The following is a 13,833-nucleotide window of genomic DNA, read 5'->3' as shown; positions in this document are numbered from 1 at the left end:
AGAGGGTGCTCGCGAAGCGGGCGGGTGAGGGTCGTGCAAGGATCAGGTACTGTTCCTTTGCACGACCCTCACCCTTCCCACGCTTCCGCGCGGGCCCCTTCCCTCTCCCGGGGCGGGAGAGGGATATCACCCCCAACGGACACGGCGATGACCCAGCCCAAGACGATGACCGGCGGACGGTCGCTGCTGTTCGAACGGCTGATCGACTTCGAACCGGACCACCCGACGGGCGACGAGCCGTCGGCCACGGTGCTGTCCATGCCCGACCTCAAGGCGTCGATCCGGCGCGAGGTCGCGCGCATCCTCGACAGCCGCAGCACCGGCACGCGCCGCCCCGACCTCGGCGGAACGGCGCTGGACTATGGGATTTCCGACATCACGCATCTGGACGCCGCCTCCGACGCCGACCGCCGTCAGGTGGAGCGGATGGTGCGACAGGCCATCATCGACTTCGAGCCGCGGCTAAAGCGCCCGCGGGTGACCGTCAGCGCCGGAACCGGGCGCGGCACCATGGTCACCAGCATCTCCGGCGAGGTCGTGGCGGGCACCGTCACCGAACGGCTGGAGTTCGACGTGGGCCTGCGCGGCCACGCCGAATCCGGCTGAAAGGACGCACCAGGATGCGGCGCGAGGACCTCCTCGACCATTACGAACGCGAGCTTCTCTACGTCCGCCGGGCGGGCGAAGCCTTCGCGCGCAGCTATCCCAAGATCGCGCGCCGGCTGGCGCTGGGACCGGATCAGGCCGCCGACCCCAACGTCGAGCGGCTGATCGAGTCCTTCGCCTTCCTGTCCGGGCGCCTGCAACTGAATCTGGAGCGCGAGTTCCCGCGCTTCTCCGAGGCGTTGCTCGGCATCCTGCACCCGCAGATGATCGCGCCGATCCCGGCCATGGGCATCGCGCGGATGGAGCCGACCCCCGGCGAGGGGCGGCTGACCGGCGGCTTCCGCGTGCCGCGCGGCACGCCGCTGCACGCCGTGGCCGAGGACAACATCCGCTGCCGCTTCCGCACCGCCTACGACGTGACGCTGTGGCCGGTCGCGGTGACCGACGCCGCGGTTGAACCGGCGGACCGCTACGACTTCCTCGACGGCGCCGCCACCGCCTCGGTGCTGCGGCTGCGGCTGGAGACGCGCAACCAGTCCTTCGAGAATCTGCCGATCGACAAGCTGCGGCTGTTCATCGACGGCGAGACGATCCTCACCTCCGCCTTGCACGAGCTGTTCCTGTGCGGCGTCGTCGAGATCGCCTACGTCCAGCCCGGCAAGCCGCCGGTTCGGCTGCGCGGCGAGACCCTGATCGCCCCGGTGGGCTTCGGCCCGGACGAGACGGTGCTGCCCCACCCCAAGCACGCCCAGCCCGCCTACGGCCTGCTCCAGGAATACTTCGAGTTTCCGCAGAAGTTCGACTTCTACGACCTGCCGATTCCCCAGGGCCGGCTGTCGGGGGAGGTGGTGGACATCCTGATCGCCATGTCGCGCCCGCTGCCCAACCGGCTGACCCTGCGCAAGGACAGCTTCGTCCTCGGCTGCACGCCCATTGTCAACCTGTTCAACCGCACGGCGGAACCGATCCGGTTGAACCACCGGCGCACCGCCTACCGCGTCGTCCCCGACGCCCTGCGCGAGCGTACGACCGAGGTCCATTCGATCCTGGAGGTCAGCGGCCTGCGCGACGGCGACGGCATGCACCACCGCTACGTCCCCCTCTTCTCGCACCAGCACGCCGAGGCCGAAACGGAGCCGCGCGGCTTCTGGCTGGCCGCGCGTGAGCCGACCCAGCGGGAGGACGTGCCGGGCACCGACATCCATCTCAGCCTGCACCATCTCGACCTGACGCCGACCGACCCGGCGGACGAGACGCTTCTGGTGCGCACGCTCTGCACCAACCGCGCGCTGGCCGAGCAGGTGCCGGCAGGGGCGGCGCTGATGATCGAGGAATCCGCCCCCATCGCGACCATCCGCTGTCTGCACAAGCCGACGCCCGGCCGCCCGGCCCCGGCGGGCGGCTCCTCGGCCTGGAAGCTGATCTCGCACCTGTCGGTCAACCATCTCAGCCTCACCGGCGACGCCGAGGGGCTGCGCGCCCTGCAATCGATCCTGCTGCTGCACGCGCCCGACGATCCGTCGGCCCAGCACCAGATCCGCGGCGTGCAGGGCCTGTCCTCCCGCCCGGTGCTGCACCGCATGGGGCAGGACGCCTGGCGCGGCTTCGTGCGCGGGCTGGAGGTGACGGTGGCCCTGGACGAGCGGAACTTCGTCGGCGCCAGCCCGCTGGTCTTCGGCGGCGTGCTCAGCCGCTTCCTCGGGCTCTACATCAACGTCAACGCCTTCGCCCAGCTTCGGCTGCGCTCGGTGCAACGGGAAGGGGTCTGGAAGGCATGGTCGCGCCTCGCCGGCAGCCAGCCGGTCCTGTGACGGACCGCCCTTTCCACCCCTCGGGCCAACCTCCCGCCCTGATCGACCGGCTGGAGGCCGAGCCCTGGGGTTTCGACCTGCTGCAGGCCATCGCCCTGCTGGAGCGCGCCGCCCCCGGCTACGCGCCGCTCGGCACCGGCATCGACCCGGAGCAGGAGGCCGTCCGCATCGAGCACGACCCGAGCTTCGTCTTCCCCGCCAGCGACGTCGTCGAGGCGCGGCGGACCGAGGACGGGCGCGGCGTGGTGCGCTCCCCCGTGCTGGGCGTGGCCGGCATCAACGGCCCCCTGCCCTACGTCGCTACCGAACTGCTGGTGGAGCGGGCGGCGCGGCGCGACACGGCGGGCTCTGCCTTCTACGACATCTTCAACCACCGCCTGATGTCGATCTTCTACCGGACGCGCCAGGGCAGCCTGCCCCTGCTGGAGCGCGACCCAGAACGCACCCTGATGGCCCGCGTGCTGCGCGCGCTGGCCGGCATCGGCACGCCCGGCCTGGAGCAGCGCCTGCCCGGCACGCCCGACCGCATGCTGCTGGCCTTCTCCGGCATCCTCGGCAACCGCCGCCGGTCGTCGGCCGGGCTGGAGGCGATCCTCGGCGCCGTCTTCCGGGTGAAGGTGCGGGTGGAGAGCTTCGTCGGGCGCTGGCTGCCGTTAGACGAGGAGAGCCGGACCCGTATCGGCGGCGGCTTCGGCGCGCGCAACAACAGCCTCGGCCGCACGGTCGTGCTGGGCCGCCGCGTCTGGGACCAGCAGAGCTGCTACGCCATCGAACTGACGCTCGACAGCCTGGAGCGCTTCCGCGAGTTCCTGCCCGACGGGCGGCACCACCAGACGCTCTGCGCGCTTGCCCGCTTCCACACCGGGGACGGCATGGATTTCCGCATCGTGCTGGTGCTGGAGGCCACGAAGGTGCCGCCGACCCGCCTGTCCACCAAGCCGCCAGAGGGCAGCCGCCTCGGCTGGACCTCCTGGCTGCGGGCGCCGGGCCGCCCGAACCTGAAGGACGGGCGCCTGACCCTCGACCCCGCCCCGCCCGCAACGTCATCCCAGGGAGCCGTCCCGTGACCGCCGACATCAAGTCCCTCATCGGAAAGCTCGACCGCGACGGGCGCAAGGTTCTCGAACGCTCCGCCGCGCTGTGCGTCTCGCAGACCCATTACGACGTCGAGGCGGAGCATGTGCTGCTGGCCCTGCTGCGGCTGAAGGACGCCACCGTCGCCGGCATCCTGCGCCATTACGGCGTCGAGACAAGCCGGCTGGAGACGGAACTCGACGCCGCGCTGGACCGCATCCGCCGCGGCAACAGCCGCACCCCGGCCTTCTCACCCCGCGTGCCGGAGATGCTGGAGACGGCGCTGCTGATCTCCGTCACCCATCTGGACAGCCCGCAGATCCTCCTCCCGGCCATCCTCTGGGCCGCGGTCGCCTGCGATTCCGTGCGCGCGGTGGTGACGGAGTCCGCCCCCTCCCTGCTCACCCTGCCGCGCGAGCGCACCGCATCGGACCTGCCGGAGCTGGTCCGCGCCCTGAAGGCGGGCGGGCCGTCCGCCGCCGCATCCGACTCCTCTCCCGCCGCCGTTCCGGTCTCCACCGCCTCGGACGGGCGGGCCATGCTCGACCAGTACAGCCAGGACCTGACCGCCCAGGCCAAGGCCGGGAAGATCGACCCGGTGATCGGGCGTGACCGCGAGATCCGGCAGGTCGTCGACGTGATGATGCGCCGCCGCCAGAACAACCCGATCCTGGTCGGCGACCCCGGCGTCGGCAAGACCGCCATCGTCGAGGGGCTGGCCCTGCGCATCGCCGAGGGCGACGTACCGCCGCCGCTGCGCGGCATGGTCATCCGCACGCTGGACCTCGGGCTGCTCCAGGCCGGAGCCGGGGTGAAGGGCGAGTTCGAGAACCGGTTGAAGTCGATCATCAAGGAGGTCTCGGCCTCTCCCGTGCCGATGGTCGTCTTCATCGACGAGGCGCACGCGCTGATCGGTGCCGGCGGGGCCGCCGGCCAGGGCGACGCCGCCAACCTGCTGAAGCCCGCCCTGGCGCGCGGCGAGTTCCGCACCATCGCCGCCACCACCTGGGCCGAGTACAAGAAGTATTTCGAGAAGGACCCGGCGCTGGCCCGCCGCTTCCAGCCCGTCGCGGTGCCGGAGCCGGACGAGACGGCGGCGGCGGCGATGCTGCGCGGCCTCGTCCGCCGCTTCGAGGAGCATCACGGGGTCCGCGTGCTCGACGACGGCATCGCCGCCGCCGTGGCCCTGTCCGCCCGCTACATCCCCGCCCGCCAGTTGCCCGACAAGGCGATCAGCGTGCTCGACACCGCCTGCGCCCGCGTCGCCATCGCCCGCAGCTCCAAGCCCGAAGCGATCGAGGCGATGGAGCGCGAGGACGCCATCCTGGCCCGCGAGGCGGAGCGGCTGGAGGCCGAACCCGGCACCGCCCACCACGCCCGCCTGTCGCAGATTTCGCAACGCCGCGGCGCGCTGGCCCTGGAGAAGGCCGCTCTGGACGAGCGCTGGACGCGCGAGCGCGATCTGGTCGATGCGGTGGAGGCCGCCCTGAAGGCCGGCCACGCCGTCGAGGCCGCTGCGGCCACGGAAAAGCTGAAGGCGATCCAGGGCGACAGCCCGCTGGTCCCGCACCGGGTGGACGGCGCGGTGGTCGCCGCCGTGGTGTCGAACTGGACCGGCATCCCGGTCGGTTCGATGTCCAAGGACGACCTGGAGGTGGTCGCCACGCTGGAGGACCGCATGGCCGCCCGCGTCGTCGGCCAGCCGCAGGCGCTCCAGGCCATCGCGCGGGCCGTGCGCGGCTACCGCGCCGGACTGGGCGAGCCGCAACGCCCCATCGGCGTCTTCCTGCTGAGCGGCCCGAGCGGCGTCGGCAAGACCGAAACCGCTCTGGCGCTCGCCGAGCTGCTGAACGGCGGCGAGGACAGCCTGATCACCATCAACATGTCCGAGTATCAGGAGGCCCACGCGGTGGCGACCCTGCGCGGCGCCCCGCCGGGCTATGTCGGCTACGGCAGCGGCGGCGTCCTGACCGAGGCGGTGCGCCGCCGCCCCCACGCCGTGGTGCTGATGGACGAGGTCGAGAAGGCCCACCCCGACGTGCTGGACATGTTCTATCAGGTCTTCGACAAGGGCGTGCTGGAGGACGGCGAGGGCGTGGAGGTGGACTTCCGCAACACGCTGATTCTGCTGACCAGCAACCTCGGCGACACGGAGCTGTTCGCGCTCGGCCGCGACGCGCTCGACGCCGGGCGCATCGGTGAGGCGCGCGAGGAGGGGCTGGCGGCCATTTCCGACGTGCTGCGCCGCCGCTTCCGTCCGGCCTTCCTCGGGCGCCTGTCGGTCGTGCCCTACTACCCGCTGAGCGAGGCGCAGATCCGCCGCATCGTGACGATGAAGCTGGACAAGCTGCAACGCCGCACCGCCGGCAACCGCGGCGCCGAGTTGGCCGTCACCGACGCGGCGGTGGAGGCGCTGGTCCTGCGGGCGCTGAACTCCGACGCCGGGGCGCGCATGATCGACACGCTGCTGTCGGAGTTCGTGGTGCCGGAGGTGGCGATCCGCATCCTCGACCGCGTCGCCGCCGGCCAGCCGGTGGGCCGCATCACCGTGGACCATGGCGCGGACGGCCGCTTCACCGTCAGCGTGGACGGCACGGCGGCCTGACCGGGGAGCGGCGAGGATGGCGAAGCGCTTTTCCCAAGACGGCCAGTATCTGTCCATCACCACCCCGCTGGGGGCGGACGCGCTGGCCCTGCGCACCATCGTGGGGGAGGAGCGGCTGTCGTCGCTGTTCACCTACCGCGTCACCATGATCTCGTCGGACGAGGACATCGCCTTCGACCGCGTCGTCGGCAAGGCGGTGACCGTCGCCATCACGCTCGGCGACCAGGAGACGGTGCGCTACATCAACGCCATCGTCGGCCGGATCGAGCTGACCCACGTCGACGACCGCGGCCAGGTCGCCCATTACGAGGCGGAGCTTCACCCCTGGCTGTGGATGCTGACCCACTCCGGCGACTGCCGTATCTTCCAGGAGAAGACGGTCCCGGAGATCGTTGAGGAGGTCTGCAAGGGCGCCGGCTACACCGACCTCAAGAAGTCGCTTACCGGCACCTACGCCAAGCGCGAATATTGCGTGCAGTACCGCGAGACCGACTACAACTTCGTCGCCCGTCTGCTCGAAGAGGAAGGCATCTTCTACTACTTCGCGCATGAGGACGGGAAGCACACGCTGGTGCTGGGCGACGGGGCCAACGCCTTCGCCAAAAGCACGCTGCTCGACGCCTTCGAATACCGCACCACCGAAGGGCACGACGACGAGGACCATGTGCTGAACGGGCTCAGCGTCGAGCGGCGCGTGACGACCAAGAGCTACGGCATCGACGGCTACCATTTCGAAACGCCCTCGACAGACCTCTACGCCACGGCGGAAGGCGCGTCGGGCTTCGGCACGGTCAGCGACTACATGGGCCGCCACACCACCTCGTCGGATGGCGAGGCGATGGCCAAGCTGCGCCAGCAGGCCCTGGCCTTCCCCGGACGCCGGGTGCGCGGCAGCGGCGAATGCCGGTCGCTGGAGGCCGGGACGCGCATCACCGTGTCCGGCCACAGCAAGAGCGACCTGAACGCCGAGTATGTCCTGTACTCCGTGCGCATCGACGGGGCGAGCGGCCATTTCAACGCCCATTTCACCGCCTTCCCGCCCGACCTGCCCTTCCGCCCGCTCGATACGGCGGTGAAGCCGCGCATCCACTCCACCCAGACCGCCATCGTCGTTGGCAAGAGCGGAGAGGAGATCTGGCTCGACAAGTACGGGCGCATCAAAGTGCAGTTCCACTGGGACCGGTTGGGCAAGAAGGACGAGAAAAGCTCCTGCTGGGTCCGCGTCGCGCAGAACTGGGCGGGCAAGAACTACGGCATCATGTTCTTCCCGCGCGTCGGGCAGGAGGTGGTGGTGACCTTCCTCGACGGCGATCCCGATCGTCCGCTGGTCACCGGCTCCGTCTACAACGCCGAGCAGACCGTGCCCTACACCCTGCCCGACGACTCGACCAAGAGCACCATCAAGACCCAGACATCGAAGAACGGCACCGGCAAATTCAACGAGATCCGCTTCGAGGACAAGGCCGACGCCGAGGAGATTTTCGTTCACGCCCAGAAGGACATGAACGTCGAGGTGTTGAACGACGTGACCCGCCTCGTGAAGCACGACGAGGTGGAGACGGTCGAGAACGACAGCACCATCGACATCCAGCACGACCGCAAGCTGACCGTGAAGAACGATCACAGCATCACCGTGTCGGACGGCAACGAGACTCACGAGGTCGCGAAGGGCACGCGCGCCGTGACGGTGAAGGGCAACGAGACCCACACCAACAAGGCCGACTTCACCCACAAGGCCGACGGCGACTACACTTTGACGGTGAAGGGCAACCTGACCATCGACGTGACCGGCGACGTGGTCATCAAGGGCAAGTCGGTGAAGGTGACCGCCACCTCTGGCGAGGTCGGCGTCAAGTCCGGGACGGACATGAAGCTCGACGCCGGCGGCGCCTTCAACGCCAAGTCCGGCATGGCGATGGAGATCAAGTCGGGCATGGGCATGGACGTCAAGGCGAGCATGGCGATGAACCTGAAGGCCGGCCTCGGCCTGACCGCCGAGGGGCTGTCGGCGACGCTGAAGGCCCAGACCATGGGCGAGGTCAGCGCCGGCGCCATCATGACCGTCAAAGGCACCCTGGTGAAGGTGAACTGAGATGGCCGACGCGACCGCTGACGACGCCGCATCCGATCCCCAACCCGTCGAGGAGCGCGATGAGCTGGGCCGCATCGTCCGCAGCGGCGAGATGCGCGACGAGCAGTTCCACGGCCTCTACACCGCCTATGGCGAGGACGGCCACCCGATTCTGCGCGCCCGGCTGCGCGCCGGGACGCTGCACGGGGAGGTGCGCAACTACGCCCCCGGCGGCGCCCTGGTTCAGGTCGCCGAGTATGCGGACGGCGTGCAGCACGGCCAGACCACCTTCTACGCCAACGCCCGCCCGACCTGCCGCATGACCTACCGAGGCGGCCTTCTCAACGGACCTTCGGTCTTCTTCCACGAGAGCGGCACAGTGGCCGCCGTCTTCCAGTATTGCGACGGCAAGCGCGAGGGCGAGGCCCTGTTCCACAGCCCGCAGGGCCGCCCGATGCGGCGCGAGAGTTACGCCAACGACCGCCTGCACGGCCCGGTGCTAGGCTATTACGACGACGGCACGGTGAGCGAGCGCGCGGCCTTCCTGGACGGACTCCAGGACGGGGTGCTGCGCCGTTTCTTCCCCTCCGGCGCGCTGATGCAGCACGGCGTCTACCGCCGCGGCCTGCTGATCGAACCGCTGCGGACCTATTCGGAGGACGGCAAGGAAATTGCCGTGTTGCAGCCTCCGGCGGGGTGAGGGAAACCCTGGAGTGACGATGTTGCCCCACCCCGGCCCTCCCCCGCTTCGCAGGGGAGGGTGCCTTCTGCGAAGCGGCGGTAGTCCCCTCCCCTGCGATAGCGGGGGAGGGTTAGGGTGGGGGCAATCCCCCCTACACCTCACCCCAACACACTCCCTACGGCGTCTGCACGGTGAACTGCCCCGGCACCACGATCTGGATCACCCCGCCCCAGTTGCACATCAGCTTGCTGGTGGAGGTCAAAGCCGGCATGTTGCCGACCATTACGGTCGGGGCGCCGGGCACCCAGGGGGCGACGGTGCAGGGAACGCAGGGCTGCGGCTTGATCACGCCCGGCGGCGGCACGGGAATCATTGAGGCCACCACCGGGTTCGCAGGGCTGGTGCACACGCCGAAGGGCGGGATGTTCATGATCGGCTTGTTGTCCATGATGTTCGCCATCGGCGGCCCGCCGGCCATCGTCCGGTTCAGCGGCAGCACCACCAGGGCGGACGGCGCCGCCCCGAAGCTGCAGGTCATCATGGCGCCCGCGCACACCGCCTGACTCATCCCGTTCCTCCATCCCGAAACGTCTTGGAGAAGAGTGGGCGCCGCCACCGCCCTTCGGCAAGCGGGCCCTGGACCGGATTGGTCCGAATTCGCTTCAACCCGGCGGAGACGGACCGAAACCGTCGAACAGGCCCGGCTCCGCCTCGGTCTCCGGGTCGAGCAGATCGGTGCAGCCGACGCCGATCAGGCGGATCGAACGCCCGTCCGGCTCGGCGTCCAGCATCTCGCAGCCGGTCTGCCAGATCAGCCCCGCCGACCGAGCCGGCGGATCGACGCGGCGGGAGCGGGTGATGGTCTGGAAATCGGCGGACTTCATCTTCAGCACCACGCTTCGCCCCCGCAGGCCCGCAGCCGACAGGCGGCGCGCCACCGTCTCGGCCAGGGGCCGTAGCGCGTCCTTCAGCGCGGCTTTGTCGGCGGTCTCCCAATCGAAGGTCGTCTCGGCGGAAATGCTCTTGCTCGGCGACTCCGGCTCCACCCGTCGGTCGTCCTGGCCGCGGGCGAAGCGGTGCAGCAGGCGGCCCATCTTGCCGTGGCGGCGCACGAGGTCGATCTCCGACCAGCCGCGCAGGTCGCCGACCGTGCGGATGCCGTCCGATTGCAGCTTGCGCTGGAGCACCGGCCCGACGCCCCACAGGATCGACACCGGCTTGGGCGCCAGGAAGTCCAGCGCCTGCCCCCGTCCGATCACCGAGAAACCGCGCGGCTTCTCCAGGTCGGAGGCGATCTTGGCGAACAGCTTGTTGTAGCTGAGCCCGACCGAGGCGGTGATGCCCAACTGGTTCTCGAAGCGGCGGACCAGTTCGGCCAGCGCCTGGGCCGGGCTGATGCTCAGCCGCTCCGCCACGCCGGACAGGTCGAGGAAAGCCTCGTCGATGGACAGCGGCTCGACCAACGGCGTGAAGGCGTGCATCAGCTCCCGCGCCTGCCGGCCCACCGCCTTGTACTTCGCCATGTCGGGCCGCAGCACCACGGCGTCCGGGCAGGCCTCCAGCGCCTGCCACATCGGCATGGCCGAGCGCACCCCGGCCATCCGCGCGATGTAGCAGCAGGCGGCGACCACCCCGCGCCGGTCGCCGCCGATGATCAGCGGGCGGCTGACCAGCTCGGGCCGGTCGCGCTTCTCCACCGTGGCGTAGAAGGCGTCGCAGTCGATGTGTCCGATGGCGAGGCCGTGCAGCTCCTCATGCCGGACCAGCCGCCGGCCGCCGCATTTCGGGCAGCGCGGCTCGCTCCCACGGAGGGCCGCCGCGCAGTCGCGGCAAAGGACCTTGCAATCGTCGAACACAGCCATGGCCGCAGTCTAGCAGCAGAGGGCCCGCGGCGGGGAAGGAATGTTCCTGTCCCGTTCCAGTTTTCCGCTCAGAAGCGGAAACCGCGGTTGAGCAGCCAGCCGAGCGGGCCGGTGAACACCAGCGGCTGGTCCTGCACCAGCAGGCACAGGCATTCCCCGTCCGCGTCGGCCACAGCATGGTGCGGCGTGCCGGTGTCGTAGGACGCCACGTCGCCAACCCGGTAGCCCCCGAACTCATCGGAGAAGCCGCCTTTCAGCACCAGCAGCATCTCGCTGTCGGTGTGGCGGTGGGCCGGCACCCGCGACCCCGGCGCCATGCGCAGCAGACAGGCCGAGGCCGTCCCGGCGCCGAGCCCCCAGGCGGACAGATGGACACCCGGAACGACTCGCACCCACTCCAGCGCCTCCGGCTCCGCCCCGATGGCTCGGCGCAGCGGGCCGGGAAACAGGCTCTTGCCAACCGGCGCGGGAACGGGCGGGGGGGCGGCGGTCTCGCCCAGCCGGGTCATGAGCGTGCCGAACAGGGTGTCGGACACCGGTTCGGGCGGCAGGTCGGCCATCAGGACGCCGCCGCAGGCTTCCAGCTCCGCGACCTGGGCCCGGCAGTCCGGGCAATAGGCGAGATGCGCGGCGACCAGCAGCGACTGCACCTCGCGCAGGCTGCCGGCGGCGTAGTCGAGAAGAAGTTCAGGGGCGGGATGATGGGCCGGCACGGTCACACCCCCTCCCCGAAGGATCGGCGCAGGCGGACGAGGGCCAGCCGCAGGCGAGTCTTCACAGTACCCAGCGGGATGCCGCGTTCGGCGGAGATTTCCGCATGAACCTTGTCCTCGTAATAGGCGAGCCGCAGCACGTCGGCCTGCTCCGGCGGCAGGCTGCCGATCACCGCGCGCAGACGGAAGGCCGTCTCGGCCGCTTCGAACTGGTGGTCGGGCGTCGGCTCCTCCCCACCGTCCGATATCAGGTCATCGGGCTGAAGCTCGGGCCGCCGCTCCTGCCGGACGCGGTCGATCCGGCGGTTGCGGGCGATGGTGTAGATCCAGGTGGAAGCGCTGGCCAGCGCCGGGTCGAAGCGGTCCGCCCGCAGCCACACCGCCATCATGACGTCCTGGACCAACTCCTCAGCCGCGCTGCTGTCGGCGCCGAGCCGGCGCATGTAGGCCTTGATCCGCGGCGCGAAATGATCGAACAGCGCGCGGAAGGCGGTGGAATCACGGTTGCGGGCGACGGCCAGCAGAAGCTGCTCGTGGTCGGGCATGGTCGGGTCGTTCGAATCGGCCTTCGGCAGCATGCCAGGGACAGGTCTTCGGTCGGTCAGCGTCGTTCCGCACCATACAACAGCGTGTCCCATGGCACACGGCGTAATTCGGCATAGGATTTCCGTCGTGCGTGCGGGCCGGGCCATCCCCCAACTGGATTCCCTGGTATGGTGCCCCCACCTGATGCTAGGTCCGCGACGCCCCCCACCGGGCGCCCCACCAAGCCCCCCACCAAGAAGGAAGAAGGCATGAGCCTCGAACCAAACTTCGAACATCTGCGGGCCAGGGCGGTGGAGTCGCTGTTCCACCATCTGGCGGATGCCTGCGTTGGGCTGATCGTGGTCGACCAGCACGCGCGGATCGCCTGGATCGGCGACCGCTATCTGGAACTGCTCGGCTATTCCGGCAACCCGGACGATGCGCTGGGCCGCCCGGTGGAGGAGGTCATTCCCAACAGCCAGATGCGCCATGTGGTGGAGAGCGGGCAGACCATGCTGCTCGACCTTATGGACATCGGGGAGCGGACGATCGTGGTGACCCGCCTGCCGCTGCGCGAGGAGGACGGGACGCTGATCGGCGCCATCGGCTTCGCCCTGTTCGACCGGGCCGACCGGCTGCGCCCGCTGATGTCGAAATACCAGAAGCTCCAAGAGGAGCTGACCCGTGCCCGGCAGGAGCTGGCGCAGGAGCGGCGCGCGAAATACTCCCTGTCTCAGATGATCGGCAACAGCGATTCCATGCGCGAGGTGAAGCGTTTGGCCCGCCGCGCCGCCCAGCTCGACAGCACCGTCCTGCTGCTGGGCGAGACCGGCACCGGCAAGGAGTTGCTGGCCCACGGCATCCACGCCGCCAGCCCGCGCGCCAACGCGCCCTTCGTCGGGGTGAACGTCGCGGCGATCCCGGAGAACCTTCTGGAATCGGAACTGTTCGGCGTTGCCCCCGGCGCTTACACCGGTGCCGACCGCAAGATGCGCGAGGGCAAGTTCCAGCTGGCCGACGGCGGCACTCTGTTCCTCGACGAGATCGGCGACATGCCGCTGCCGCTCCAGGCCAAGCTGCTGCGTGTGCTGCAGGAGCGGGAGTTCGAGGCGGTCGGTTCCAACAAGGTGGTGCGCGTCGATCTGCGCGTGATCGCGGCGACCAGCCGTGACCTCGACGCCCTGGTCCGCGAGCGGCAGTTCCGCGCCGACCTCTATTACCGCTTGAACGTGGTTCCGATCACCCTGCCGCCGCTGCGCGACCGGACGGAGGACATCGGCAGCATCGCCGACCGCATTCTCGACGAGCTGGCCTTCACCACCGCCGCCCCGTCGCGGGAGCTGACCGCCGGGGCCATCGCCGTGCTGGAGGATTACGACTGGCCGGGCAACGTGCGGGAGTTGCGCAACGTGCTGGAGCGGGTGTCGGCGATGACCGACGACGCGTCCCTGACCGCCGACCACATTCGTGGCGCCCTGCCGCGCGCGGCGGGTCCTGCCGGTTCGGGCGACCGCCTGACGGAGGCGGGCGACCGTCCCTTGAGCGACGTGCTGAAGGACACGGAACGCGCGGCCATCGTCGGTGCCCTGTCGCGCACCGGCGGGGTAAAGGCCAAGGCCGCCAAGCTGTTGGGAATTTCGCGCGCCTCGCTCTACGAGCGGATGCAGGCGCTGGGGATCAAGGAGGACACGCAGGGGACGGTGTGAGGAGGCGGCGTGTTGCCCCCACCCTTCCCACGGCTCCGCCGCGGGCTCCTTCCCTCCCCCGCTTCGCAGGGGAGGGAGTTGTCCCCTCCCCTGCGAAGCGGGGGAGGGTCAGGGTGGGGGCAACACGCCGCTGCTCAACAACTCGTCAATGCGCCCCATGGAAGGTGCGGCTGATGAC

General features: G+C 69.9%; 11 protein-coding genes. 7 read left to right on the top strand and 4 right to left on the bottom strand.

Annotation, left to right across the window (positions count from 1 at the left end; genetic code table 11):
• The first annotated feature begins 147 nt into the window (after positions 1–147).
• From tssE to FHW79_RS30230, 6 genes are read left to right on the top strand one after another with little or no spacing between them, the layout of a single operon-like run.
• The gene (tssE, locus tag FHW79_RS30255) at positions 148–606 is read left to right on the top strand and encodes a type VI secretion system baseplate subunit TssE (RefSeq protein WP_137116493.1); all 459 of its coding nucleotides are present in this window, start codon (positions 148–150) and stop codon (positions 604–606) included.
• A gap of 14 nt (positions 607–620) precedes the next feature.
• A complete protein-coding gene (tssF, locus tag FHW79_RS30250; protein WP_183182353.1) occupies positions 621–2,417 on the top strand; it encodes a type VI secretion system baseplate subunit TssF in 1,797 nt (598 codons plus the stop codon).
• Positions 2,414–3,484, top strand: a complete 1,071-nt coding sequence (gene tssG, locus FHW79_RS30245) for a type VI secretion system baseplate subunit TssG (protein WP_348984317.1) — start codon at positions 2,414–2,416, stop codon at positions 3,482–3,484. The genes tssF and tssG overlap by 4 nt, the downstream gene beginning before the upstream one ends.
• Positions 3,481–6,096, top strand: coding sequence for a type VI secretion system ATPase TssH (tssH, locus tag FHW79_RS30240; RefSeq protein ID WP_183182351.1), 2,616 nt, complete (start codon positions 3,481–3,483; stop codon positions 6,094–6,096). Before tssG ends, tssH begins: the two co-directional genes overlap by 4 nt.
• A 16-nt stretch (positions 6,097–6,112) precedes the next feature.
• Complete coding sequence (gene tssI, locus FHW79_RS30235; protein WP_183182350.1) at positions 6,113–8,188, top strand: type VI secretion system tip protein TssI/VgrG; 2,076 nt, start codon at positions 6,113–6,115, stop codon at positions 8,186–8,188.
• Position 8,189: 1 nt separating this feature from the next.
• Positions 8,190–8,867: a toxin-antitoxin system YwqK family antitoxin gene (locus FHW79_RS30230; protein ID WP_183182349.1), complete on the top strand. Its 678-nt coding sequence runs from the start codon at positions 8,190–8,192 to the stop codon at positions 8,865–8,867.
• A 157-nt stretch (positions 8,868–9,024) separates the two neighbouring features.
• Here the strand turns inward: FHW79_RS30230 and FHW79_RS30225 are convergent, their stop codons facing one another.
• The 4 genes from FHW79_RS30225 to FHW79_RS30210 form a co-directional block, all read right to left on the bottom strand.
• Complete coding sequence (locus FHW79_RS30225) at positions 9,025–9,417, bottom strand: DUF4280 domain-containing protein (RefSeq protein ID WP_014198555.1); 393 nt, start codon at positions 9,415–9,417, stop codon at positions 9,025–9,027.
• A 94-nt stretch (positions 9,418–9,511) separates the two neighbouring features.
• Complete coding sequence (locus FHW79_RS30220) at positions 9,512–10,711, bottom strand: DNA polymerase IV (protein WP_183182348.1); 1,200 nt, start codon at positions 10,709–10,711, stop codon at positions 9,512–9,514.
• A 68-nt stretch (positions 10,712–10,779) separates the two neighbouring features.
• Positions 10,780–11,430 (bottom strand): ChrR family anti-sigma-E factor, encoded by a 651-nt coding sequence (locus FHW79_RS30215; RefSeq protein ID WP_183182347.1) that lies wholly within the window; start codon positions 11,428–11,430, stop codon positions 10,780–10,782.
• The gene (locus FHW79_RS30210; protein ID WP_183182346.1) at positions 11,427–12,002 is read right to left on the bottom strand and encodes a sigma-70 family RNA polymerase sigma factor; all 576 of its coding nucleotides are present in this window, start codon (positions 12,000–12,002) and stop codon (positions 11,427–11,429) included. The genes FHW79_RS30215 and FHW79_RS30210 overlap by 4 nt, the downstream gene beginning before the upstream one ends.
• A 216-nt stretch (positions 12,003–12,218) precedes the next feature.
• Between FHW79_RS30210 and FHW79_RS30205 the strand changes: the two genes are divergently transcribed.
• A complete protein-coding gene (locus tag FHW79_RS30205) occupies positions 12,219–13,655 on the top strand; it encodes a sigma 54-interacting transcriptional regulator (RefSeq protein WP_183182345.1) in 1,437 nt (478 codons plus the stop codon).
• Positions 13,656–13,833: the final 178 nt, after the last annotated feature.

This window comes from Azospirillum sp. OGB3 (genome assembly GCF_014192915.1).
In the GTDB taxonomy this organism is placed as follows: domain Bacteria; phylum Pseudomonadota; class Alphaproteobacteria; order Azospirillales; family Azospirillaceae; genus Azospirillum.
Note: the sequence above shows the minus strand (reverse complement) of the source record. Positions and strands in the feature narration are given on the sequence as shown.

What these genes read in the sequence shown, in the direction of transcription:
- tssE (WP_137116493.1), top strand. Translation starts at nt 148, where the DNA reads ATGACCCAGCCCAAGACGATGACCGGCGGACGGTCGCTGCTGTTCGAA.
- tssF (WP_183182353.1), top strand. Translation starts at nt 621, where the DNA reads ATGCGGCGCGAGGACCTCCTCGACCATTACGAACGCGAGCTTCTCTAC.
- tssI (WP_183182350.1), top strand. Translation starts at nt 6,113, where the DNA reads ATGGCGAAGCGCTTTTCCCAAGACGGCCAGTATCTGTCCATCACCACC.
- FHW79_RS30230 (WP_183182349.1), top strand. Translation starts at nt 8,190, where the DNA reads ATGGCCGACGCGACCGCTGACGACGCCGCATCCGATCCCCAACCCGTC.
- FHW79_RS30225 (WP_014198555.1), bottom strand. Translation starts at nt 9,417, where the DNA reads ATGAGTCAGGCGGTGTGCGCGGGCGCCATGATGACCTGCAGCTTCGGG.
- FHW79_RS30220 (WP_183182348.1), bottom strand. Translation starts at nt 10,711, where the DNA reads ATGGCTGTGTTCGACGATTGCAAGGTCCTTTGCCGCGACTGCGCGGCG.
- FHW79_RS30210 (WP_183182346.1), bottom strand. Translation starts at nt 12,002, where the DNA reads ATGCTGCCGAAGGCCGATTCGAACGACCCGACCATGCCCGACCACGAG.
- FHW79_RS30205 (WP_183182345.1), top strand. Translation starts at nt 12,219, where the DNA reads ATGAGCCTCGAACCAAACTTCGAACATCTGCGGGCCAGGGCGGTGGAG.